Source organism: Microbacterium sp. UBA7513 (assembly GCF_002478345.1).
In the GTDB taxonomy this organism is placed as follows: domain Bacteria; phylum Actinomycetota; class Actinomycetes; order Actinomycetales; family Microbacteriaceae; genus Microbacterium.
The window spans coordinates 17,584-40,370 of the sequence record NZ_DLNJ01000019.1 but is presented as its reverse complement, the minus strand read 5'-3'; the positions used below and the strand labels follow the sequence as shown (position 1 = coordinate 40,370).

At 71.5% G+C, this 22,787-nt stretch carries 20 protein-coding genes; 7 read left to right on the top strand and 13 right to left on the bottom strand.

Annotation, left to right across the window (positions count from 1 at the left end; translation table 11 throughout):
* Positions 1 to 5 precede the first annotated feature (5 nt).
* On the bottom strand, positions 6 to 719 hold the full coding sequence (locus B2W79_RS10160; RefSeq protein ID WP_292789228.1) for a uracil-DNA glycosylase: 714 nt from the start codon (positions 717 to 719) through the stop codon (positions 6 to 8).
* The gene (locus tag B2W79_RS10155) at positions 716 to 1,498 is read right to left on the bottom strand and encodes an SDR family oxidoreductase (protein WP_177173796.1); all 783 of its coding nucleotides are present in this window, start codon (positions 1,496 to 1,498) and stop codon (positions 716 to 718) included. Before B2W79_RS10155 ends, B2W79_RS10160 begins: the two co-directional genes overlap by 4 nt.
* A gap of 159 nt (positions 1,499 to 1,657) precedes the next feature.
* Between B2W79_RS10155 and B2W79_RS10150 the strand changes: the two genes are divergently transcribed.
* Positions 1,658 to 2,980, top strand: coding sequence for a bifunctional o-acetylhomoserine/o-acetylserine sulfhydrylase (locus B2W79_RS10150; RefSeq protein ID WP_292789224.1), 1,323 nt, complete (start codon positions 1,658 to 1,660; stop codon positions 2,978 to 2,980).
* A 104-nt stretch (positions 2,981 to 3,084) separates the two neighbouring features.
* Positions 3,085 to 4,290, top strand: a complete 1,206-nt coding sequence (metX, locus tag B2W79_RS10145) for a homoserine O-acetyltransferase MetX (protein WP_292789223.1) — start codon at positions 3,085 to 3,087, stop codon at positions 4,288 to 4,290.
* Between the two features lie 6 nt (positions 4,291 to 4,296).
* Here metX and B2W79_RS10140 read toward each other — a convergent pair whose 3' ends face one another.
* Genes B2W79_RS10140 through B2W79_RS10120 form a run of 5 tightly spaced genes read right to left on the bottom strand, consistent with a single transcriptional unit; the run spans position 4,297 to position 8,553 of the window.
* The gene (locus B2W79_RS10140) at positions 4,297 to 4,902 is read right to left on the bottom strand and encodes an NUDIX domain-containing protein (RefSeq protein WP_292789220.1); all 606 of its coding nucleotides are present in this window, start codon (positions 4,900 to 4,902) and stop codon (positions 4,297 to 4,299) included.
* Positions 4,903 to 4,911: 9 nt separating this feature from the next.
* The gene (locus B2W79_RS10135; RefSeq protein ID WP_292789216.1) at positions 4,912 to 6,141 is read right to left on the bottom strand and encodes an MFS transporter; all 1,230 of its coding nucleotides are present in this window, start codon (positions 6,139 to 6,141) and stop codon (positions 4,912 to 4,914) included.
* A 9-nt stretch (positions 6,142 to 6,150) separates the two neighbouring features.
* Positions 6,151 to 6,483, bottom strand: a complete 333-nt coding sequence (locus B2W79_RS10130) for a thiamine-binding protein (protein WP_292789213.1) — start codon at positions 6,481 to 6,483, stop codon at positions 6,151 to 6,153.
* 4 nt (positions 6,484 to 6,487) lie between these two features.
* Positions 6,488 to 7,726 carry a hypothetical protein gene (locus tag B2W79_RS10125; protein WP_292789210.1) on the bottom strand — a complete coding sequence of 413 codons (1,239 nt, stop codon included), beginning with the start codon at positions 7,724 to 7,726 and terminating at the stop codon, positions 6,488 to 6,490.
* Positions 7,723 to 8,553, bottom strand: coding sequence for an ADP-dependent NAD(P)H-hydrate dehydratase (locus B2W79_RS10120; protein ID WP_292789207.1), 831 nt, complete (start codon positions 8,551 to 8,553; stop codon positions 7,723 to 7,725). The genes B2W79_RS10125 and B2W79_RS10120 overlap by 4 nt, the downstream gene beginning before the upstream one ends.
* Positions 8,554 to 8,609: 56 nt before the next feature.
* On the opposite strand from B2W79_RS10120, the gene B2W79_RS10115 reads away from it, so the two are divergent.
* Positions 8,610 to 9,677 carry an NADH:flavin oxidoreductase/NADH oxidase gene (locus B2W79_RS10115; protein WP_292789204.1) on the top strand — a complete coding sequence of 356 codons (1,068 nt, stop codon included), beginning with the start codon at positions 8,610 to 8,612 and terminating at the stop codon, positions 9,675 to 9,677.
* A gap of 59 nt (positions 9,678 to 9,736) precedes the next feature.
* Here B2W79_RS10115 and B2W79_RS10110 read toward each other — a convergent pair whose 3' ends face one another.
* From B2W79_RS10110 to B2W79_RS10100, 3 genes are all read right to left on the bottom strand, one after another.
* Positions 9,737 to 10,798, bottom strand: a complete 1,062-nt coding sequence (locus B2W79_RS10110) for a hemolysin family protein (protein WP_071328304.1) — start codon at positions 10,796 to 10,798, stop codon at positions 9,737 to 9,739.
* Complete coding sequence (locus B2W79_RS10105; protein ID WP_071328303.1) at positions 10,795 to 12,114, bottom strand: hemolysin family protein; 1,320 nt, start codon at positions 12,112 to 12,114, stop codon at positions 10,795 to 10,797. The genes B2W79_RS10110 and B2W79_RS10105 overlap by 4 nt, the downstream gene beginning before the upstream one ends.
* Positions 12,115 to 12,227: 113 nt before the next feature.
* Positions 12,228 to 13,682 carry a GuaB1 family IMP dehydrogenase-related protein gene (locus B2W79_RS10100; protein ID WP_292789199.1) on the bottom strand — a complete coding sequence of 485 codons (1,455 nt, stop codon included), beginning with the start codon at positions 13,680 to 13,682 and terminating at the stop codon, positions 12,228 to 12,230.
* 161 nt (positions 13,683 to 13,843) lie between these two features.
* On the opposite strand from B2W79_RS10100, the gene B2W79_RS10095 reads away from it, so the two are divergent.
* The gene (locus B2W79_RS10095; protein WP_292789196.1) at positions 13,844 to 17,527 is read left to right on the top strand and encodes a multifunctional oxoglutarate decarboxylase/oxoglutarate dehydrogenase thiamine pyrophosphate-binding subunit/dihydrolipoyllysine-residue succinyltransferase subunit; all 3,684 of its coding nucleotides are present in this window, start codon (positions 13,844 to 13,846) and stop codon (positions 17,525 to 17,527) included.
* A gap of 62 nt (positions 17,528 to 17,589) precedes the next feature.
* On the opposite strand, the gene B2W79_RS10090 is transcribed toward B2W79_RS10095, so the two are convergent.
* From B2W79_RS10090 to B2W79_RS10080, 3 genes are read right to left on the bottom strand one after another with little or no spacing between them, the layout of a single operon-like run.
* The gene (locus tag B2W79_RS10090) at positions 17,590 to 18,891 is read right to left on the bottom strand and encodes a GNAT family N-acetyltransferase (RefSeq protein WP_071328300.1); all 1,302 of its coding nucleotides are present in this window, start codon (positions 18,889 to 18,891) and stop codon (positions 17,590 to 17,592) included.
* 47 nt (positions 18,892 to 18,938) lie between these two features.
* Positions 18,939 to 19,184: a zf-HC2 domain-containing protein gene (locus tag B2W79_RS10085; RefSeq protein ID WP_025103064.1), complete on the bottom strand. Its 246-nt coding sequence runs from the start codon at positions 19,182 to 19,184 to the stop codon at positions 18,939 to 18,941.
* Positions 19,181 to 19,786, bottom strand: coding sequence for a sigma-70 family RNA polymerase sigma factor (locus tag B2W79_RS10080; protein WP_200839056.1), 606 nt, complete (start codon positions 19,784 to 19,786; stop codon positions 19,181 to 19,183). Before B2W79_RS10080 ends, B2W79_RS10085 begins: the two co-directional genes overlap by 4 nt.
* 123 nt (positions 19,787 to 19,909) lie before the next feature.
* Here B2W79_RS10080 and aroA point away from each other — a divergent pair, with 123 nt between their 5' ends.
* From aroA to bcp, 3 genes are read left to right on the top strand one after another with little or no spacing between them, the layout of a single operon-like run.
* On the top strand, positions 19,910 to 21,226 hold the full coding sequence (gene aroA / locus B2W79_RS10075; protein WP_292789190.1) for a 3-phosphoshikimate 1-carboxyvinyltransferase: 1,317 nt from the start codon (positions 19,910 to 19,912) through the stop codon (positions 21,224 to 21,226).
* Positions 21,227 to 21,229: 3 nt separating this feature from the next.
* Positions 21,230 to 22,300, top strand: coding sequence for a ribosome small subunit-dependent GTPase A (gene rsgA / locus B2W79_RS10070; protein WP_292789185.1), 1,071 nt, complete (start codon positions 21,230 to 21,232; stop codon positions 22,298 to 22,300).
* 9 nt (positions 22,301 to 22,309) lie between these two features.
* Positions 22,310 to 22,783 (top strand): thioredoxin-dependent thiol peroxidase, encoded by a 474-nt coding sequence (bcp, locus tag B2W79_RS10065; RefSeq protein WP_071328297.1) that lies wholly within the window; start codon positions 22,310 to 22,312, stop codon positions 22,781 to 22,783.
* Positions 22,784 to 22,787 lie beyond the last annotated feature (4 nt).

The following is a 22,787-nucleotide window of genomic DNA, read 5'->3' as shown; positions in this document are numbered from 1 at the left end:
TCAGCTTAGAGACCAGGGCCCTCGCCCTCCACCCTCCAGTCCACCGGAGCGCTGCCGAGCTCTTCCAGAAGCGCGTTCGCGCGGGAGAAGGGCCGGGAGCCGAAGAAGCCGCGGCGGGCGGAGAGAGGGGACGGATGAGCCGACGCGATCACCGGGGTGTCGCCGAGCAGCGGCTGGAGGTTCGCGGCATCCCGCCCCCAGAGGATCGCGACGAGCGGCTGGTCGCGCGCGACCAGGGCACGGATCGCGAGCTCCGTCACCTGCTCCCACCCCCAGCCGCGGTGGGAGGCGGCCGCACCGGGGCGGACGGTCAGGACTCGGTTCAGCAGCAGCACGCCCTGATCGCTCCACGCGGTGAGGTCTCCGTGCGGCGCGGGCGCGAGGCCGAGGTCGGTCTCCCGCTCCTTGTAGATGTTCGTCAGGCTCCGCGGCAGCGGCCGCACGTCGCGGTCCACGGCGAACGACAGTCCGATCGGGTGCCCCGGGGTCGGATACGGGTCCTGACCCGTGATCAGCACCCGCACGTCGGCGAGCGGTCGCTGGAAGGCACGCAGCACGTTCGGCCCCGCCGGAAGGTAGCCGTGGCCGGCCGCCTGCTCGGCGCGCAGCCGCTCCCCGAGCGCCGTGACGGTGTCCTGCACCGGAGCCAGCGCCTCCGCCCACCCTGCGTCGATCAGCCCCTCGTCCGCGAGCTCGGCGAGGGTGCGTCCTCCGGTCACTCGACGGGCCGGACCCGCAGCGGTCCCCGCGCGAGCAGGTGCTGCGCCGACTGCGCGACCGGACGCATCGTGATGAGGTCGAGGTTCACGTGGGCCGGCGCGTCCAGGGCGTAGGCGATCACGTCCGCCACGTCCTCGGCGCGAAGGGGCGCCTCGACCCCGGAGTACACGGCCTCCGCGGCGACGGCGTCGCCCCCGAGCCGGTTCAGCGTGAACTCCTCGGTGTGCACCATGCCCGGGGCGACCTCGGCCACCCGGAGCGGCTCGCCGTTGAGCTCCTGACGCAGCGCCCGGACGAGCATCGCCTCAGCCGCCTTCGCCGCGTTGTAGCCCGCGCCGCCCGGGTAGGCGGTCTGCGCGGCCGTCGAGGTCACGAACAGGAGGTCGGCATGGCCGTCCGCGTCCGCGGTGCGGCGGAGCAGCGGCAGCAGCCCGGCGACGAGGCGCTGGGTTGCGAGCACGTTCGCGTCGTACATCCACTGCCAGTCGGCGAGCGCGGCGTCCTCGACGCGGTCGGTCCCCCGCGCGCCGCCGGCCACCTGGACGAGCGCGTGCACCGGTCCCGTGCGCTCCAGCTCGGCGAGGAGCGCCGCCACCGCCGCGTCGTCGGTCAGGTCGCAGGCGATGGTCGATGCCCCCGTCTCCGCGGAGAGCGCGGCGAGCCGGTCGGCACGGCGGGCGACGCCGACGACGTCCCACCCCCGAGACCGCAGCACCCGCACCGTCGCCTGACCGATCCCGGAACTCGCACCTGTCACCACTGCACGTCTGTTGGCCATGCCCTCCACCGTACGATGTCCGCGGAGGTTCCGCCCGTTCTCGGCCCCTCATCGTGTTACGTCACATTTCCCGGTCGTTGTTGACACGGCGCGATATTCCGTACTCTCGCTGCAAGGGCACCAGCCCATCCGACCTTCCGACCGTTCCAGGGGGAACACATGTCCGCACCCGAGACCTGGCGTTTCGAGACCAAGCAGATCCACTCGGGCGCCGCCCCCGACCCCGTCACCAAGGCCAGGGCGACGCCGATCTACCAGACCACGTCCTACGTGTTCGACAGCGCCGACCACGCCGCCAACCTCTTCGCGCTCGCCGAGTTCGGCAACATCTACACCCGCATCCAGAACCCGACCCAGGACGTCCTGGAGCAGCGCCTCGCCGCGCTCGAAGGGGGCACCGGCGCCCTCGTCCTCTCCAGCGGTCAGGCCGCCTCGACCTTCGCGATCCTCAACATTGCGCAGGCCGGCGACCACTTCGTCGCGTCGAGCTCGATCTACGGCGGCACCTACAACCTCTTCAAGTACACCCTCGCCAAGCTCGGCATCGAGGTCACCTTCGTCGAGAACCAGGACGACCCCGAGGAGTGGCGTCGCGCCGTCCGCCCGAACACGAAGCTCTTCTTCGCGGAGACCATCGGCAACCCGCAGATCAACGTGCTCGACATCCGCACGGTCGCCGACATCGCGCACGAGAGCGGCGTCCCACTGATCGTCGACAACACGATCGCCACCCCGTACCTCATCCGTCCGTTCGAGCACGGCGCCGACATCGTCGTCCACTCGATCACGAAGTTCCTCGGCGGCCACGGCACCACGATCGGCGGCGTCGTGATCGACGGCGGCTCCTTCGCCTGGTCGGAGAACGTCGAGAAGTTCCCCGGTCTCACCGAGCCGGACCCCTCCTACCACGGCGCCAGCTACACGGCCGCGGTCGGCGACCCGCTCGCCTACATCATCAAGGCCCGCGTGCAGCTGCTCCGCGACCTCGGCTCGGCCATCGCCCCGCAGAGCGCGTGGAACCTCATCCAGGGTGTCGAGACGCTGTCGCTGCGCATCGAGCGCCACGTGCAGAACGCCCAGGAGATCGCCGAGTGGCTGGACAGCCGTGACGACGTGGCCGCGGTCAACTACTCCGGCCTGCCGTCCTCGCCCTGGTACGCCAAGGCGAACGAGTACGCCCCGAAGGGTGTCGGCGCCGTGCTGTCGTTCGAGCTCAAGGGCGGGGTCGAGGCCGGACGCGAGTTCGTCAACAGCCTCTCCCTGTTCAGCCACCTCGCCAACATCGGCGACGTGCGCTCGCTCGTCATCCACCCGGCCTCCACGACGCACGCGCAGCTCACCCCGGAGCAGCAGCTCACCGCGGGCGTGACCCCCGGCCTCGTGCGCCTGTCCGTGGGACTCGAGAACATCGAGGACCTCAAGTCCGATCTCGACCAGGCGCTCGCCGCCGCCCGCGCCGTCTCCGAGGCCGCGCGCGCCTGAGCACCCTCTCCGCGAAGGCCCCGGACCGCAAAGTCCGGGGCCTTCGTCGTCCCCGGTGTCGTAACCTGCGGGCCGGGACCGACCGGCCAGGCGAGAATGGAGACATGGACTGGCAGACGACCTCCGAGGACACGGTGCCGTCGGCACCGGTGACGGAGGCCGACGTCCGGCTGCTCCGTGCCCGCCCGCCGGCCACCGGCGCCTGGCGGGACGGCGACCCCGTCGGCGGCCGCCGGTTCGCCGCGTTCGGCGCTTTCACCACGGAGAGCGGAGCCCAGCTCCCCGGCATCCGCCTCGCGTACGAGAGCTGGGGCGAGCTCAACGCGGCTCGCGATAACGCCGTTCTCGTCCTGCACGCCCTCACCGGGGACAGCCATGTGCGTGGAGAGGCCGGTGCCGGCCACCCGACCGCCGGCTGGTGGGAGGACGTCGTCGGCCCCGGTGCGCCGCTCGACACCGACGAGTGGTTCGTGATCGCGCCGAACATGCTCGGCGGCTGCCAGGGATCGACCGGCCCCGCGAGCATCGCCCCGGACGGCTACGAGTGGGCGTCGCGCTTCCCCTACCTCACCATCCGCGACCAGGTGGCGGCGCAGGTGCGCCTGGCCGACGCGCTCGGCATCGACAGCTGGGCGGCGGTGATCGGCGGCTCGATGGGCGGCATGCACGCGCTCGAGTGGGGCGTGGCGCAGCCGGACCGCGTGCAGCGCCTCGCCGTGCTCTCCTCGCCCCCGGTCACCACCGCCGACCAGATCGCGCTCAACACCGTGCAGCTCGAGACGATCCGCATGGACCCGCGCTTCCACGGCGGCGAGTACTACGACCTCGCGGACGGCGACGGCCCGCACCGCGGCCTGGCCCTGGCCCGCCGCATGGCGCTGCTGAACTACCGCAGCCCGATCGAGCTCAACCAGCGATTCCAGCGCTCCTGGCAGTCGGACGTGTCGCCGCTCGGCCACGGCGGACGCTTCGCCGTGGAGTCCTACCTCGACTTCCACGGGAACAAGTTCACGCGCCGCTTCGACGCCAACAGCTACATCGCCCTCGTCGAGGCCATGAACTCGCACGACGTCGGCCGGGGCCGCGGCGGTGTGGAGGAGGCCCTGAAGGCGGTGGCCGCGACGACCCTCGTCCTCGGCATCGACAGCGACCGCCTCTTCCCCGTCGACGGTCAGCAGCGGATCGCCCGGAGCATCCGGAACGTGCTCGACGGCGAGGCGGTGGTACTCACGAGCGACTTCGGCCACGACGGGTTCCTCATCGAGACCGAGGCCGTCGGCACGCACCTGCGGCGCCTGCTCGACGCCTGAACCGCGTCAGGCCGGGTCGAACCGCCACGGCAGGATGTGGGCGTGCAGGGTCCCCTGTGCCCAGCCGAACGCCCGCCCCCCGTCGCGCACCTCCGTCTGGAACAGCTCGACCGCTCCGCCGGAGGCCAGCGCGGCCTCGACGTCGGTGAAGGCGGAGAGCCGGTGCAGCGTGAGCCAGGTGGGCGGGAAGAGCCGCCACTCCCCCGCCGCGTGCCGCTCGAAGGCCGTGCCCGGTGACACCCAGGCGAGCTCGACGACCTCGTCGGCGGCAGGCGACGGCTCGGCGTCGGGGGCGAGGGCGAGGAAGAACCAGGTGCGGATCCGCACGGGCGCCTCTGCGGGCGGCCGCCATTCCGACAGAGGCACCAGGTCGTCGACGACGAGTCCGACCTCCTCCGCGGTCTCTCTGGCGGCAGCACGGCGCGCGTCCTCGACGTCCGCGGCGCCCGCCTGACGGTCCCCCGGCTCGACCTTCCCGCCGGGGAACACCCAGGCGTCCGCGAAGGAGCCTCGCGACGGACGGCGCAGCAGCAGTACCTCGAAGCCGCCGGGGCTCGGGCGCAGCAGCACGACGGTCCCGGCGAGCGGGAGGTCGTCGTCGGGAGCGGTCACCCCGTCACTCTACGACGCGAGGACCGGCGTCTGCGCCACCCGCCGTGCCTCCACGCGGAACGACACCAGAGCGATGAGGAGTCCGGCCACCGCGAGCACCGCCCCGGTCCATGCCGGCGCCGTGAAGCCCCAGCCGATCGCGATCACGATGCCGCCGAGGAAGGCACCGAGGCTGTTGCCGATGTTCAGGGCGGAGTGGTTCATGGCCGCCGCGATGGACTGGTTGTCGCCGGCCACGTCCATCAACCGCGTCTGGATCGTCGGGCTCAGCACGGACGAGACGAACCCGACGAGGACCACCACGAGGCTCAGGCTCACGATCCAGAACGAGAGCACGGCGAGGAGAGCGAACACGACGGCCATCGCGGCGAGGCCCAGCAGCAGCGTCCGGCGGAGGTCGATGTCGGCGAGATGACCGCCGACGAGGTTCCCGCCCGTCATGCCGAGCCCCATGAGCACGAGCACGATCGGCACGACCCAGTCCGGGGACCCCGCCACCTCCGTCACGAGCGGGGCGATGTAGCTGTAGACGGCGAAGAACCCACCGAAGCCGATCGCCCCCACGCCAAGCGTGAACCAGACCTGACCGATGCGGAACACCCCGAGCTCCGCCCGCATCGTGCGTCCGGGGTTCCCCGGGTGCGCGGGCACGAACAGCGCGATGAAGACGGTGGCGAGCGCGAAGACGAGCGCGACGACCGCGAAGGCCGCGCGCCAGCCCCACTCCTGGCCGAGAAAGGTGCCCAGCGGCACGCCGACGACATTGGCGACCGTGAGCCCGGTGAGGATGAACGCGACGCCCTTGGCACGGTTGCCCGGCCCCATCACATCGGCGGCGACCAGCGCGCCGATGCCGAAGTACGCGCCGTGCGGGAGTCCGGCGAGGAAGCGCGAGACCCCGACGAGCTCGAACGTCGGCAGCACCACGGTGAGGGCGTTGAAGACGGTCAGCGCGAGGGCGAGCACGATCATCACCCGATGCCGCGGGTAGCGGGCGACGAAGCCGGCGATGGTCGGGGCGCCGATGACGACGCCGAGTGCGTACAGCGAGATCAGCCAGCCGGCCTGGCTCAGCGCCTCCTCCTGGCTCGACGCCCAGACGGACGGGAGGAGGTCGGCGGCGATGTTCGGCAGCAGGCCCATGACGACGAACTCGGTCATGCCGATGCCGAAACTGCCGATGGCGAGGGAGAGGAGCGCCCACTTCGCCGCACCCCTCGAAGGTGTCGAGGGATTCACCGGTTCAGCTTACCGGTCGTCGGACTCCTCGATCGCCGCCTCCAGGCGCTCGACCTTCGCGTCGAGCTCTCCCGTGTAGCCGGGGCGGATGTCCGCCTTGAGGACGAGGGACACCCGCGATCCGTACGGCATGACCGCCTCGGTCGCCCGCTTGACCACGTCCATCACGGTGTCCCAGTCGGGCCCCTCGATCTCGGTGAACATGCTCGTCGTACGGTGCGGGAGGCCCGACGCGCGGACGACGCGCACCGCGGCGGCCACGGCATCGTGCACGGAGGCATCGGGGCGCTCGGCGCCGTCGGCGGGCGTGCCGCTGGGGGCGACGGAGAAGGCGATCAGCATGGGTTCACTCCTGGTTTCGAGGACGACGGACGACGGGGACCCGCGCGAGCGCGACGGCGCTCACGGCGGCGAGGACGACGAGCAGGACGTTGCGCATCGTCAGCAGCAGGACGGGGGCGGCTTCGGCACGCAGCAGCCCGTCATAGCTCAGCGGATACACGAGACACGTGAGCAGGCACAGCGCGAGCACCAGGGCGGCGGCGGTGCGTGCCCTGCGGCGGTCGAGCACGAGCCACAGGATCACGGGTGCGAGCAGCCAGGTCTGGAACTGCGGCGAGCCGACCTTGTTCAGGCCGATGAGCACCGTCACCAGGAGCAGGGCCAGCGGCGGGAAGAGTCGCGCGAACGACGCACCGCGCGCGGCCTTGACCCCGCCGACGACGGTGACGACGGCCGCGGCGAGCACCAGGAGCGGGGTGAGGACCGTCGCGACGACCTCCGCGCCCGGCGCGACGATCTGGAAGGTGAGGATGTCGTAGCTGTACTCGATGCGGGCGGCCCCCGTCACGGCCATCCAGAGGAACGGCGTCGCGGCGACCGCCTCGATCTGGAGCCCCCGGCCGGTCTGCGCGGTGAGGAAGCCGAGGATCTCGGTGTCGGCGCCGAGCATCAGGAGCACCACCACCACACCGGCGGTGACGCCCGCGGCGGCCAGAAGCATCCGCAGCCGCGCCCTCCCGGCCGCGACCGCCGCGAGGAGGAGCGCACCGGGCCAGATCTTGATCCAGACGCCGATGGCCAGCAGCGCCGCGGCGATGGTCGGGCGGGTCACCAGCCAGAGGCCGGCCACGACGGCGATCGGCACGGTGACGGCATCGATGCGGTACAGCGCGATGGGTCCGAGGAGGAGCAGGGCCGCGCACCAGAACCACGCGGCGGTGCGCCGCGCCCGCACGTGTCCGCGCCCGACGAGCACGGCGAAGGCGACGGCGTCGAGCACCGTGACCAGCAGCGCCCAGCCGATGAGGTAGGCGCCGGAGACGCCGAGCAGCGGGAGGAACGGGGCGGCGAGCACGGCAGCGAGCATCATCGGCAGGAGCGCGAGCTGCGGGTACACCCAGGACTCCGTGACGCCCACGATCTCCCCGCCGCTCCACGCGGCCGTCGCCCAGGGCTCGTAGACCAGCACGACGTCCCCCATGGGCTGGCTCGGGTAGACCCAGCCCAGCCATGCGGTCAGGACGTGGACGAGGAGGAAGGCTATCCACAGCGCGACTACGTTCCTCCGGGCCGTGGTCCTCACGACAGGAGGTCCGCGACCGCGCGGGGCAGCGCCTCCGCGACGTCGAGCGCCACGATCGGATGACCGCTCGCGCCCGCGGTCGCCGCGGCGGCGAGGCGGGCGGCGTGCCCGTGCAGCCAGACGGCCGCCGCGGCGGACTCGACGAGCGGGCCGCCCGGATTCGCGGCGATCACGGCGGCGACGATCCCCGCCAGCACGTCCCCCGTCCCGGCCGTCGCGAGCCACCCGGTCCCCGCCTCGACGGCGATGAGCGTGCCGTCCGGTGCCGCGAGGACGGTGCGCGCGCCCTTGCGCAGCACCACGCCGTCGATCGCGGCGGACACGTCGCGGACATCGGCGAGATCGTCCCCCGCCCCGTCGATGCCGACATGCTCCCGCAGCCGCGCGAACTCCCGGCCGTGCGGCGTGGCGACGAACGGGGCGCGGGCGGTCGGCGCCAGATCGAGCGCTCCGGCGTCGATGACCACGGGAACGTCCCCGTCGACGATCCCCCGCAGCGCCTGCGCCTCCGTCTCGCTCCGGTCGTCCGGATCGGTCCCGGAGCCGATCACCCAGGCGCCGATGCGCGTGCGTCCGGCGTCCGGCCCGCCGACGGTCTCGGGGCGCCGGGCGAGCACCGCCGCCACCGCCGCGGCCGCTCCCACGTAGCGGACGAATCCGGCACCGGTGCGCCACGCGGCCTCGACGCCCAGCACCGCGGCGCCGGGATAGGCGGCCGATCCGGTGCGCACGCCCACGACGCCCCGCGAGTACTTGTCATCCTCGGCGGTCGGCGTGCGGAAGAACCGCGCCGCGTCGCTGCGGGACCACTCGCGCACGTCGCTCATGACTCCACGTTAGCCCGACGGCCCTGTCCGGTCCGCGCCGGCGGTACCGTCGAACGGTGAGTCTTCTCTTCTCTCCGCTGACCATCCGCTCCGCCACGTTCCGCAACCGCCTCTGGGTGTCCCCCATGTGCATGTACAGCGCCGTCGACGGCGTGGCGCAGGAATGGCATCACACCCACCTCGCGCAGTTCGCCTCGGGCGGTGCCGGACTCATCGTCGCCGAGGCCACGGCCGTCGTCCCGGAGGGGCGGATCTCCCCGCGCGACCTCGGCCTCTGGGACGACGCTCAGCGCGACGCACTGGCCCCGATCGTCCGCGCGATCCACGATCGAGGGTCCGCTGCGGGCATCCAGCTCGCGCACGCCGGGCGGAAGGCCTCGACCTGGTGGCCGTGGGCCGACGAGCGCGGCTCGGTCCCCGCCGCGGCAGGCGGATGGATCACCAGCGCACCGTCTGCGGTGGCCTACGAGGGGTTCGCCGCCCCGGTCGCCCTGGACGCAGCGGGCATCGACCGCGTGGTCGACGGGTTCGCCGCGGCGACCAGGCGGGCGCTCGATGCGGGCTTCGACGTCATCGAGATCCACGGCACCCACGGCTACCTCCTGCACCAGTTCCTGTCTCCGCTGTCGAACCTCCGAGAGGACGCCTACGGCGGCTCGCTGGAGAACCGGGCCCGGTTGCTGCTGCGTCTCGTGGACACGGTGCGCGAGACGGCCGGCGACGACGTGCCGCTGTTCGTCCGCATCTCGGCGACCGATCATGCCGAGGGCGGCTTCACGCCCGAGGAGGCCGCGACGGTCGGCGGCTGGGCGACCGCGCGCGGCGCCGACCTCATCGACGTCTCCAGCGGCGGCCTCGTCGCGCACCAGCGCATCAGCGTCTCCCCCGGCTACCAGGTCCCGCTGGCCGAGACCGTCCGCCAGGGCGGGCGGATCCCGGTGTCGGCCGTGGGCCTCATCACCGCCGCCGCCCAGGCCGAGCAGGTGCTCGCCGACGGGGCGGCCGACGCGATCTTCGCCGGACGGGAGTGGCTGCGCGACCCGCACTTCGCGCTGCGGGCCGCACACGAGCTGGGCGACGAGGTCGCCTGGCCGCCGCAGTACGAGCGAGCGCACTGGCGCTGACGCCCACGACGAAGGCCGCCGGTTCCCGAGGGAGCCGGCGGCCTTCGCGTGTCCGGATGTCAGTGGCCGCGGACGCGACGGGTCGCGTCCTGCACCTCGCCGACGAGCTCCTCGAGGATGTCTTCCAGGAACAGCACGGCGGTGGTCTCCCCCCGGGCGTCGCGGACCTTGGCCAGGTGGCGACCCGCCCGTCGCATGACGGCGAGCGCGTCCTCCAGATCGGTGTCCTCCTGCACGGGCACCATGTGGTGGATGCGCTTGCCGGGGATCGGCTCGAGCACCTTGGCCTCGGCATCCGGGCCCTCCGAGGCCCGCAGGATGTCCTTGAGGTGGACGTAGCCGATCGGGACGTCCTCGTCGTCGACGATCACGTAGCGCGAGAACCCGTAGCGGGCGACCGCCTTCTCGATGTCGTCGGGCGTGGTCGTCTGCGGCAGCGTGACGAGGTCGCCCAGCGGCACGGCCACGTCGCGCGCCTTCTTGTCGGTGAACTCGACCGCGGCCGTGACCGTGCCCGCGGTGTCCATGAGCACACCCTCACGGCGCGACTGGTTGACGATGGTCGCCACCTCGTCGAGGGTGAACGTCGACGCCGCCTCGTTCTTCGGCTCCACGCGGAAGAGGCGCAGCACGCCGTTCGCCGCCGCGTTCAGCAGCCAGATCACCGGCATGAACACCTTCGACACCCACACCAGCGGCGTCGCCAGCAGCAGCACAGCCCGGTCCGGGACGGAGAACGCGAGGTTCTTCGGGACCATCTCGCCGAACACGACGTGCAGGAACGACACGATGAGCAGCGCGATCGTGAACGACACGACGTCCACCGCGCCGTCCGACCAGCCCAGCGCGTGCAGCGGCACGGCGAGCAGATGGTGGATGGCGGGCTCGGACACGTTCAGGATGAGCAGCGAGCAGATCGTGATGCCGAGCTGCGAGGTCGCGAGCATGAGCGTCGCGTGCTCCATGGCGTACAGCGCCGTCTTGGCCGGGCGCGAGCCGCGCTCCGCCTTCGGCTCGATCTGCGAGCGCCGCGCGGAGATCACGGCGAACTCGGCGCCGACGAAGAACGCGTTCGCCGCCAGCAGGACGACGAGCCAGGCGAGGCCTCCCCAATCGCTCACAGGGACACCCCCTCGATGACGACGGCATCCGGTCTCGGGACGTAGCGCACCCGATCCACCCGGCGGCCGTCCATGCGGACCACCTGCAGCGTGCCGCTCTCCAGCGGCACCTCGTCGCCGACGACCGGCACCCGCTCGAGGACGCTCATGACGTAGCCGCCGACCGTGTCGTACACATCGCCCTCCGGGACCTCGACGCCCGCACGGCTGCGCAGCTCATCCGGACGCAGTTCGCCGGGGAAGGTCACCCCGTCGCGGTTGCGGATGACGCCGGCCCTGCTCCGGTCGTGTTCATCGGAGACCTCGCCGACGAGTTCCTCCACGAGGTCCTCCAGCGTCACGATGCCCGCCGTCCCGCCGTACTCGTCGACGACGACCGCGAGCTGGTAGCCGCGACCGCGGAGGTCGGAGATGAGCGCGTCGACGTGGGCGGTCTCCGGCACGCGGAGCGGGTCGGTCGCGAGGGCACCCACGGGCACCTCGGCCCTGCGCTCCCGCGGCACCGAGATGGCGGCCTTGAGATGTACGACGCCGGTGATGTCGTCGAGGTCCTCATCGAAGACCGGGAAGCGGCTGTGGCCGGTGCGACGCGCCAGCTGGATCACGTCGTCCACCGAGTCGCCGGCGGCGATGGCGTGCATGCTCGGGCGCGCCGTCATGACGTCCGCCGCCGTGAGCCGGGAGAAGGTGAGCGTGCGGTCGAGCAGCGTCGCGGTGTCGGCCTCCAGCACTCCGGCACTCGCCGAGCGTCGCACGAGCGAGGAGAGCTCCTCCGCGCTGCGCGCGCCGGAGAGCTCCTCCTTGGGCTCGATGCCCATGCTGCGCAGCACGCCGTTGGCGCTGCCGTTCAGCACGACCACGGCCGGCTTGAACACCGTCGTGAAGGCGATCTGGAACGGCACGACGAGCTTCGCCGTGGCCAGGGGCAGCGCCAGCGCGAAGTTCTTCGGGACGAGCTCGCCGAGGATCATCGACAGCACTGTCGCGACGAACATCGCCACCACGGTCGCGATGGGGGCGACGGCGGCTTCCGGGATGTTCCAGGCGACGAGCGTGGGGCGCAGGAGGTTCGACAGCGCCGGCTCCATCGTGTATCCGGTCAGCAACGTGGTCAGCGTGATGCCGAGCTGCGCGGAGGAGAGATGCGTCGAGGTGTGCCGCAGGGCGCTGATCGTCAGCGAGAGGCGGGACTCGCCTCGCGCCTGCCGCGCTTCGAGGTCCGCACGGTCGAGGTTCACGAGGGCGAACTCGCTCGCGACGAAGAGGCCGGTGCCGACCGTGAGCAGAAGCCCCACGCCCAACATGATGTAGTCCATCAGATCTTCCTCTCCGGGGAGAGAACGGGACGGTGGGGCGATGTTCGGCAACTGGGAGGGTCGTCCATAGTGCGCTCGATTCTACAGAAGCGGACTGTGGTCGCGGCGGGTGGTCACCAACTGACCGGCAGCGCCTTGCCCTCCTCGTAGCCCGCCGCGGACTGCAGTCCGACGAGGGCGCGGTCGTGGAACTCCGGCACGGTCGCGGCCCCGGCGTAGGTGAAGGACGACCGCACGCCCGACGTGATCATGTCGAGCAGGTCCTCGATCCCCGGGCGCAGCGGGTCGAGGTAGATCTTGGAGGAGGAGATGCCCTCGGCGAACAGCTCCTTGCGCGCCCGCTCGTAGGCGTCGAGCCGACCGAACCGCGCCTGCACGGCCTTGGTCGAGGCCATGCCCCAGGACTCCTTGAACAGACGCCCGTCCGCATCGCGCTGGAGCTCCCCCGGGGCCTCGATCGTGCCGGCGAACCAGGAGCCGACCATGACGGAGGCCGCACCGGCCGCGAGCGCGAGCGCGACGTCCCGCGGGTAGCGCACCCCGCCGTCGGCCCAGACGTGCGCTCCGGCCTCGGCGGCGGCCTGCGCGGTCTCCAGCACCGCGGAGAACTGGGGACGACCCACCGCCGTCATCATCCGCGTCGTGCACATCGCCCCGGGGCCGACGCCGACCTTGAGGATCGAGGCGCCCGCGTCGACCAGATCCCGCACGCCGTCCGCCGTGACGATGTTCCCCGCGACGATGGGGAGCCCGAGTCCGAGGGACGCGACCTCCTGCAGCGCCCGGAGCATGCCCTCCTGGTGGCCGTGCGCGGTGTCCACGACGAGCACGTCCACCCCGGCCGCCGCGAGCGCCTTCGCCTTGGCGCCGACGTCGCCGTTGATGCCGACCGCCGCGGCGACGGCGAGGCGCCCGTCGGCGTCCACGGCCGGCCGGTACAGCGTGGCGCGCAGAGCGCTGCGGGCGCTCAGCGTCCCGACGAGGTGTCCGTGGTGGACGACGGTGACGATCTCGACGTCCGCCTCGGTGATGACGTCGAAGGCATGCCGCTCGGAGCCGATGTCGTCCGCGTCGATCGACGGCATCCCCCGGTGCACGAGGTCGCCGAGTTGCGCGTCGGGCAGCGCGGTCGCGAGACGGGTGGCCGGGAGCACGCCGACGATGCGGTCGACGGGGATCGGCGCCGCGCCGGAGGCCACCACGATCCCGTGGCCCGCCGCAGCGGGGAGCAGGCGGAGGGCGTCCGCGACGGTCGCCTCCGGGGGCAGCACGAGCGGCGTGTCCCAGAGCACCGGCTGACCCTTCACGTCGCGGATCGCGGCGTCGAGCTCCTGGAGCGGGAGGTCCTGCGGCAGCACGCCCAGCGCCCCGCGGCGCGCGAGCACGGCCGCGAGCCTCGGCCCGGTCACCGAGTTCATGTTCGCGGCGACGAGCGGCAGCGTCGCCGGCGTACCGTCGTGCGGAGCGAGATCGACCTGGAGGCGACTGGTGACGGCCGAACGGCGCGGCACCAGGAAGACGTCCGAGTAGGTCAGATCGACGGTCGGCTGCGCACCTGAGAACTCCATGCCTCCACGGTACCCAGATCGGCGCGGCACGGGTCGGTCTCTTCGACGTCTCTGGGATCGAAACAGGTTAGGCTTGGTGGTCGAGAGTGTGCGGGCCCGAGCGCATCCTGCGTCGTGCGTCCGCATCGGAGATCTTCAGCGATGAAAGAGGGCGATAGAGCGTGTCGAACCAGGTGACCGGCGTCGGTGGCGACGGGGGGTTCGGAGCCAATTCCTGGCTCGTCGAAGAGCTCTACGAGCAGTTCAAGGAGAACCGCGACTCCGTCGACAAGGAGTGGTGGCCCATTCTGGAGAAGTACCACTCCGAGACCACCGCAGCCGGAGGCGCTGCCTCTCCCGCCGCGACCACGGCACCGGCGCACCCCGTGACCGCTCCCATCCCCGTGATCGGTGCACAGCCCGTCGCCCGCACCACGGCGAAGCCGGCGGCCGCCGCGCCGATCCCCGCCCAGGCGCCGAAGCCGAAGCAGGAGTCCACGGAGACGCAGCCGCCGTCCGAAGAGGACAAGGTCACCCCGCTGCGCGGTCTGCCGAAGACCCTCGCCGCGAACATGGACGAATCGCTCACCGTCCCCACCGCCACGAGCGTCCGCACGGTCCCGGCCAAGCTGATGATCGACAACCGCATCGTCATCAACAACCACATGGCCCGCACCCGCGGCGGCAAGGTCAGCTTCACCCACCTCATCGGCTGGGCCCTCATCCGCACCCTCGACGAGTTCCGCAGCCAGAACGTCTTCTACGCCGAGATCGACGGCAAGCCCTCCGTCGTGGCCCCCGCGCACGTCAACCTCGGCATCGCGATCGACCTGCCCAAGCCGGACGGCACCCGGGCCCTCATGGTCCCGAGCATCAAGCGTGCCGACACCATGACCTTCACCGAGTACCTCGCCGCCTATGAGGATCTCGTCACCCGCGCGCGCTCCAACAAGCTCACCGCCGCCGACTTCCAGGGCACGACGGTCTCGCTGACCAACCCGGGCGGCATCGGCACGGTGCACTCGGTCCCGCGTCTCATGAAGGGCCAGGGCTGCATCATCGGCGCCGGCGCCCTCGAGTACCCGGCCGAGTTCCAGGGCGCGAGCGACAAGACGCTCAACGAGCTGGCGATCGGCAAGACGATCACGCTCACGAGCACCTACGACCACCGCGTCATCCAGGGTGCCGGCTCGGGCGAGTTCCTGAAGAAGGTGCACGAGCTGCTGATCGGCCAGCGCGGCTTCTACGACGACATCTTCGCGGCGCTGCGCATCCCGTACGCGCCGATCCGCTGGAACCCGGACATCGCGGTCGACCTCGCCGAGCGCGTGGACAAGCAGTCCCGGGTGCAGGAGCTCATCAACTCCTTCCGCGTGCGCGGCCACCTCATGGCCGACATCGACCCGCTCGAGTACCGTCAGCGCTCGCACCCCGACCTGGAGATCGAGAGCCACGGCCTGACGTTCTGGGACCTCGACCGCGAGTTCGTCACCGGCGGGTTCGGCGGACGCCGCGTCGCCAAGCTCCGCGACATCCTCGGTGTGCTGCGCGACTCGTACTGCCGCACGCTCGGCATCGAGTACATGCACATCCAGGACCCGGAGCAGCGCCGCTGGTTCCAGGAGAAGGTGGAGGTCAAGTACCAGAAGCCCGGCCACGACGAGCAGCTGCGCGTGCTGCGCAAGCTCAACGAGGCCGAGGCCTTCGAGACCTTCCTGCAGACGAAGTTCGTCGGCCAGAAGCGCTTCTCGCTCGAGGGCGGCGAGTCGCTGATCCCGCTCCTCGACGAGATCCTCCAGGGCGCGGCCACGGCCGGGCTGGAGGGCGCCGCGATCGGCATGGCTCACCGCGGCCGCCTGAACGTGCTGACCAACATCGCCGGCAAGACGTACGGCCAGGTCTTCCGCGAGTTCGAGGGCACGCAGACCCCCGGCAACCAGCGCGGCTCGGGCGACGTGAAGTACCACCTGGGCACCGAGGGCACGTTCGTCGCCGACGACGGCTCGGCGCTGCCGGTGTATCTCGCGGCCAACCCCTCCCACTTGGAGACGGTCGACGGCGTGCTGGAGGGCATCGTCCGCGCCAAGCAGGACCGCAAGCCCATCGGGACCTTCGCCTGGCTGCCGATCCTCGTCCACGGCGACGCGGCCTTCGCCGGCCAGGGCGTCGTCGTCGAGACGCTGCAGATGTCGCAGCTGCGCGGCTACCGCACCGGCGGCACGATCCACGTGGTCGTCAACAACCAGGTCGGCTTCACCACGACGCCGAGCGACGCCCGCACCTCGGTCTACGCGACCGACGTGGCCAAGACGATCCAGGCGCCCGTCTTCCACGTGAACGGCGACGACCCCGAGGCCGTCATCCACGTCGCGCAGCTCGCGTTCGAGTACCGCGAGCGCTTCCACCGCGACGTCGTGATCGACCTCGTCTGCTACCGCCGTCGCGGCCACAACGAGGGCGACGACCCGTCGATGACGCAGCCCCTGATGACCGACCTCATCCAGGCGAAGCGCTCCGTCCGCCGCCTCTACACGGAGTCTCTCGTCGGTCGCGGCGACATCACCGAGGAGGAGTACGACGAGGCCAAGGCCGACTTCCAGAACCGTCTGGAGATCGCCTTCGCCGAGACGCACGCCGCCGAGACCGGTGCGACCCCGATCGCCCCGGAGGAGGCCCCGCAGGTCGAGGACCAGGTCGGAGCCCCCGAGGTCACCGGTGTGCCGGCCGAGGTCATCCGCCTCATCGGCGACGCGTTCGTGAACAAGCCCGAGGGCTTCACGGTGCACCCGAAGATCCAGCAGCTGCTGGAGAAGCGCCTCGACATGAGCCGCAACGGGAACATCGACTGGGGCTTCGGCGAGCTGCTCGCCTTCGGCTCGCTCCTGGTCGAGGGCACCCCGGTGCGCCTCGCCGGCCAGGACTCGCGCCGCGGGACGTTCGTGCAGCGGCACGCCGCGCTCCACGACCGTGCGAACGGCCAGGAGTGGCTGCCGCTGTCGAACCTGTCCGACGCGCAGGGCCGCTTCTTCGTCTACGACTCGCTGCTCAGCGAGTACGCCGCGCTCGGCTTCGAGTACGGCTACTCCGTGGAGGCTCCCGAGGCCCTGGTGCTGTGGGAGGCGCAGTTCGGCGACTTCGTCAACGGCGCCCAGTCGGTCATCGACGAGTACATCTCCGCCGCGGAGCAGAAGTGGGGTCAGCAGTCCAGCGTCACACTCCTGCTCCCCCACGGCTACGAGGGTCAGGGGCCGGACCACTCCTCCGCACGCATCGAGCGGTTCCTGCAGCTGTGTGCCCAGGACAACATGATCGTGGCGCGCCCGTCGACCCCGGCGTCGCACTTCCACCTGCTGCGCCGTCAGGCCTACGCCCGTCCGCGCAAGCCGCTGATCGTGTTCACGCCGAAGGCGATGCTGCGCCTGCGCGGCGCGACCAGCCCGGTGGAGGCGTTTACCGGCGGCCGCTTCGAGCCGGTCCTCGACGACGACCGCGGTCTCGACCGTTCCGCCGTGAAGCGCGTCCTCGTGCACAGCGGCAAGGTGCACTGGGACCTCCGCGCCGAGCTGGAGAAGAACCCGAACCCGGAGATCGCCCTGGTGCGTCTGGAGCAGCTCTACCCGACGCCCATCGACGAGCTGAAGAAGATCACCGACTCGTACCCGAACGCCGAGCTCGTGTGGGTGCAGGAGGAGCCGGAGAACCAGGGAGCCTGGCCGTTCCTGGCACTGGCCTTCGCGGACGTCCCCGGCGACCGCTCCTTCCGCCCGGTCTCGCGTCCGGCGTCTGCCTCGCCGGCGACGGGCTCGTCCAAGGTGCACGCCACCGAGCAGGCCACACTCATCCGCGCGGCGGTCACCCTGGGCTGACCGCCTCTCCGACGACGAAGGGCGCCCCGGCTTCGGCCGGGGCGCCCTTCTCGGTCCGTGGGTCAGTACCAGATGTCGAGGGACGGCGCCGGGAAGGCGACGAACGCACGGTCCAGGGCTTCGATGTCCGTGGGCGCGCCGACGATCCGGCCCGCACCGTGCAGCGCGGCGACACGGATGCTGCCGGCGTAGATCGACGAGAGCGCGGAGACGTCGAGGACGATGTCAGCCTCGGCGCCCGGAGCATCGTCGACGTGCGCCCGGCCCTCGGCGTCGATACGGAGGCGCCAGGTTCCCGCGGCGAAACCGAGCGCGTCGTCGATGCGGAGCACCGCGTCCAGCGGCGCGGCGTAGGTCCGGGCCGTGAGCGCGGACGGGACGTCCAGGACGCGGAGCCAACCGTGGTCGTGCACCTCCTGGGTGACGCCGCGCGGATCCGCGACCAGCCACGGCAGGGCGTCGTCGAGCGGTCGGAGATCGGCGGTCACCTCATCGACGAGGTCGTGCTGCAGCGCGAACCGCCACAGCGCAGCCGTCGCCTCCGCCGTCTCGCCGACGAGCAGGCGCACGTGCAACGCGAACCGGAATGTTCCTCCGCGCTCGCTGAGGTGGAAGGCCATCACGCCGCGCACCTGACCGGATTCGTCGCGATAGCGGACGCCGCGCACCCGGTCCCGGTCGGTGTCGGTGGTCGAGAGCCCGCCGATGCCCGCCCAGCGGGCAGCCCACCCCGGGACCTGCCCCGACCGCGCGGTGCGGGCGCGCTCGTGCACCTCCGCCAGCGCGTCGGCGAGCTCCTGCCGCTCGATGTACTCCACGCGGCCCGCCGGAACGGGACCCGCCCACCCGGCGCGGCGGACGTCGACAGTGAACCGCGACACCGGGACCGCGGAACCGAAGCCGTAGCGCCCGTAGATCGTGGCCTCGGATACGGTGAGCCCCGCGATCGGGAGGCCGGCCCCGACGGCGGCACGGAGCTCCCCCTCCAGCAGCGCCCGCGCGATGCCACGGCGGCGATGCGTGCCTGCCACCGTGACGCCGCTGATCGCCCACATGCCGATCTCGCCGCCGGGGATCGTCAGCGGCGTCACCCAGGAGTCGATGGTCGCCACCGGGAAGCGGTCGGCCGGGGCGTCGGGCTCGTAGACGCCGATGTTGCGCCGGCTCCTCAGCGTGCCCACGCCCTCCTCACGAGCCGCCTCCGAGGGGTCGGCGCCGAGGAACCCGCGGGCCATCGCCCGCTGGAAAGCGGCGACGCGCGTCGAATCCGTCGTATCGAGGACCCGGTACTCGAGGCCCTCCCCCGCGAGGCGGTCGACGGACGTCTGGTCAGCGGGGATCCCGCGCGCATCGATGAGGGCCATGCACACAGCCTACGGGCGGTCTCCGACGCTCCGCGCCCCGGGGGCGCTCAGTGCTGCGCGGCCTGGACCTCGCGGAGCCGGGCGAACACCTGGTCGCGCAGCTCCTCCGGAGCGGTCTCCTTGCAGGCGCGGGCGATGACCTCGGTGAGGGTCGTCGCCACCAGAGCCTCGTCCCGGCACGCCGGGCAGTTCTCCAGATGCTCGCGGATCTCGGCGTGCTCGGTCTTGCACACCTCGTTGCGGAGGTACTCCTCCAGATCCTGACGGGCCTTGTCGCAGCCGCAGTCGCTCATTTCTTGCTCCTCGGGTCAGCCGCGGCGATTCCCCGCTCCGCGGCGTAGTCGGCCAGCAGCTCCCGCAGCATCCGCCTGCCACGGTGCAGACGGCTCATCACGGTGCCGATGGGGGTTTTCATGATGTCGGCGATCTCCTGGTACGCGAAGCCCTCGACGTCGGCGAGGTACACCGCGAGCCGGAAGTCCTCCGGAACCGCCTGCAGCGCGTCCTTCACGACCGACGCCGGCATGCGGTCGATGGCCTCCGCCTCCGCCGACCGGCTGTGCGAAGCCGTCGTCGACTCCGCGCCGCCGAGCTGCCAGTCCTCGAGTTCGTCGATGGTGCCCTGGAAGGGCTCTCGCTGCCGCTTGCGGTAGATGTTGATGTACGTGTTGGTGAGGATGCGGTACAGCCACGCCTTGAGATTCGTGCCCTGCGCGAAGGTCGACCACGAGCCGTAGGCCTTGACGAAGGTCTCCTGCACGAGATCGGCAGCGTCGGCGGGATTGCGCGTCATACGCATCGCGGCGGCGTACAGCTGGTCCATGAAGGGGAGCGCCTGCTCCTCGAACTCGCGCCGAGGGTCGCCGACGGTGGCTGCGGTTGCGGTGTCGTCCATCACCGGCCAGTCTAGGCGGCTGAGGTCGATCACCTCGCGTTCCAGCGTCGCAGGCATCCTCTTCCCTTCGCACCGAGGCCGCCTCTCACGATGACGGCGCTGTGTTTACTAAGGTGAGAACCGATGAGCGCCAAAAGGTATTCCCCCACCCGAGTGCAGGGCGCCTACCCCGCGCCCACGATCGACGGCCCGGTGCACGCCGAGCTCACGATCCCCGGCTCCAAGTCCCTCACGAACCGCGAACTCCTCATCGCAGCGATCGCGGACGGCCCCGGTCGCCTGATCGCCCCGCTCCACTCGGACGACTCGCAGCGCATGGTGGAGGCCCTCCGCGCGCTCGGCGTCGGTATCGAGGAGGTCGAGGCCGGCCACGAGTTCGGTCCCGACCTCGTGATCACGCCCGGCAAGCTCCGCGGCGGCACGACGATCGACTGCGGCCAGGCCGGGACCGTCATGCGCTTCATCGCGCCGCTGGCCGGCCTCGCCGAGCAGGACGTCCATCTCACCGCGCACGAGACGGCTCTGCACCGCCCCATGGGCGGGTTGATCAGCGCCATGCGCGACCTGGGCGTCGACATCGACGACGAGGGCACCTGGGCCCTTCCATTCACCATCCGCGGCCATGGCCACATCCGCGGTGGCCGCGTGGAGATCGATGCGTCGGCCTCCAGCCAGTTCGTGTCCGGCCTGCTGCTCGCCGCCCCGCGCTTCGACGTCGGTCTGCACCTCGTGCACACCGGCGAGCGCCTGCCCAGCCTGCCGCACATCGACATGACCATCGAGGCGCTGAGCCGCCGCGGCATCCGGATCGAGCGCCCCGCGGTCGGCGAGTGGCTGGTGGAGGCCGGAGTCCCCCGCGCCAAGGAGATCCCGATCGAGCCGGATCTCTCCAACGCCGCCCCGTTCCTCGCCGCGGCCCTCGTCGCCGGCGGCTCCGTCGCGATCACCGGCTGGCCGGCGCACTCGACCCAGCCCGGAGCACTGCTCCCCGAGATCCTGCAGGCGGCGGGTGCGCACGTCAGCCGGCACGGCGGGGTGCTCACCGTGCGGGCCGGATCCGGAATCCGCGGACTGGATCTCGATCTCTCCGCCGCCAGCGAGCTGACGCCGACCCTCGTCGGTCTCGCGGCCTTCGCCGAGGGCCCCACGACCATCCGCGGCATCGGCCACATCCGTCTCCACGAGACCGACCGGATCGCGGCGCTCGTCGGGAACCTGCGCGCGCTCGGCGGGACCGCCGAGGAGCTCCCCGACGGCATCCGTATCGTTCCCGGCCCGCTCCGGGGCGGCACCTGGGCCGCGCACCACGACCACCGGATGGCGACGACCGGCGCGCTGATCGGCCTCCGCGTCCCGGATGTCGTGATCGATGACATCGGCACCACCGCCAAGACCCTCCCGGAGTTCACCATGCTCTGGGAGCGGATGCTGCGAGGCTGACGGGTGAGCTGGCTGAACGACGCCGACGACCTCGAGGACGACTTCGAGGACTACGACGAGAGCAGCATCCGCACGCGTCCGAACCCGAAGGCCAACCGGCCGCGCACCAAACGCCGTCCTGCGCACGAGGACGCGCAGATCGGCCGCGTCCTCGGCGTGGATCGGGGCCGGTACTCCGTGCTCCTCGACGAGGACACCCCGCAGGAGCGCACGATCACCGCGGCGCGCGCGCGGGAGCTGCGGCGCACGCCGATCGTGACGGGCGACCGGGCTCGTGTCGTCGGCGACACCTCGGGAGACGAGGGCACGCTCGGCCGGATCGTGGGAATCGTCGAGCGCACCTCGCTCCTCCGTCGCAGTGCCGACGACACCGACGAGGTCGAGCGCGTGATCGTCGCCAACGCGGACCAGATGCTCGTCGTCGTCGCGGCGGCCGACCCCGAGCCCCGCGCCCGTCTCGTGGACCGCTACCTCGTCGCCGCATTGGACGCCGGCATCCGACCCCTCCTCGTCGTGACGAAGACCGATCTCGCCGACCCGGCGCCATTCCTCGCCCACTTCGACGGCCTCGACCTCCGCGTCTTCACCAGCGCGCAGGACGAGATGCCGATCGACGAGATCGGCGCTGCGCTCGTCGGCCACTCGACGGTCTTCGTCGGGCACTCCGGTGTCGGCAAGTCGACGCTGGTGAACGCCCTGGTGCCCACCGCGGGCCGCGCCACCGGACACGTGAACCAGGTGACCGGCCGCGGACGCCACACCTCCTCTTCGACCGTCTCGCTGCGCTACGAGGGCGCCGACGGCACCGGCTGGGTCATCGACACCCCCGGTGTCCGTTCCTTCGGCCTCGGGCACGTCGACCCCGCGAACATCCTCGCCGCCTTCACCGAGCTCGCCGTGATCGCGGAGGACTGCCCGCGCGGCTGCACCCACCTGCCCGATGCCCCGGACTGCGCCCTCATCGAAGCGGCGGACCGCGGAGAGCTGAGCGAGACCGGACGCGCTCGCCTCGATTCCTTGCAGCGCCTCCTGCAGACCTTCGCCGACAAGGCGGAGCAGCCCCCCGGACGATAGGCTGGGGCGGTGACCGAACGCCTGGAAACCGGAACCGCCGCCCCCGACTTCACCCTGCTCGACCAGGACGGGAACACCGTCCGCCTGGCCGACCTCCGCGGCACGAAGACGGTGCTGTACTTCTACCCCGCGGCGATGACCCCGGGGTGCACGACCGAGGCCTGCGACTTCCGCGACAGCATCTCGTCGCTCCAGGGCGCCGGGTATCAGGTCGTCGGCGTCTCGAGGGACGAACCGGCGAAGCTCGCCGCCTTCCGCGACCGCGACGGCCTCACGTTCCCGCTGCTCAGCGACCCCGATCACGCCGTGCATGAGTCGTACGGCGCCTGGGGCGAGAAGATGAACTACGGCAAGCTCGTCGAAGGGGTGATCCGCTCGACGTTCGTCCTCGACGAGGACGGCGTCATCACCAGCGCGCAGTACAACGTGAAGGCCACGGGTCACGTCGCGCGGCTGCGCAAGCAGCTCGGCATCGACGCCTGACAGG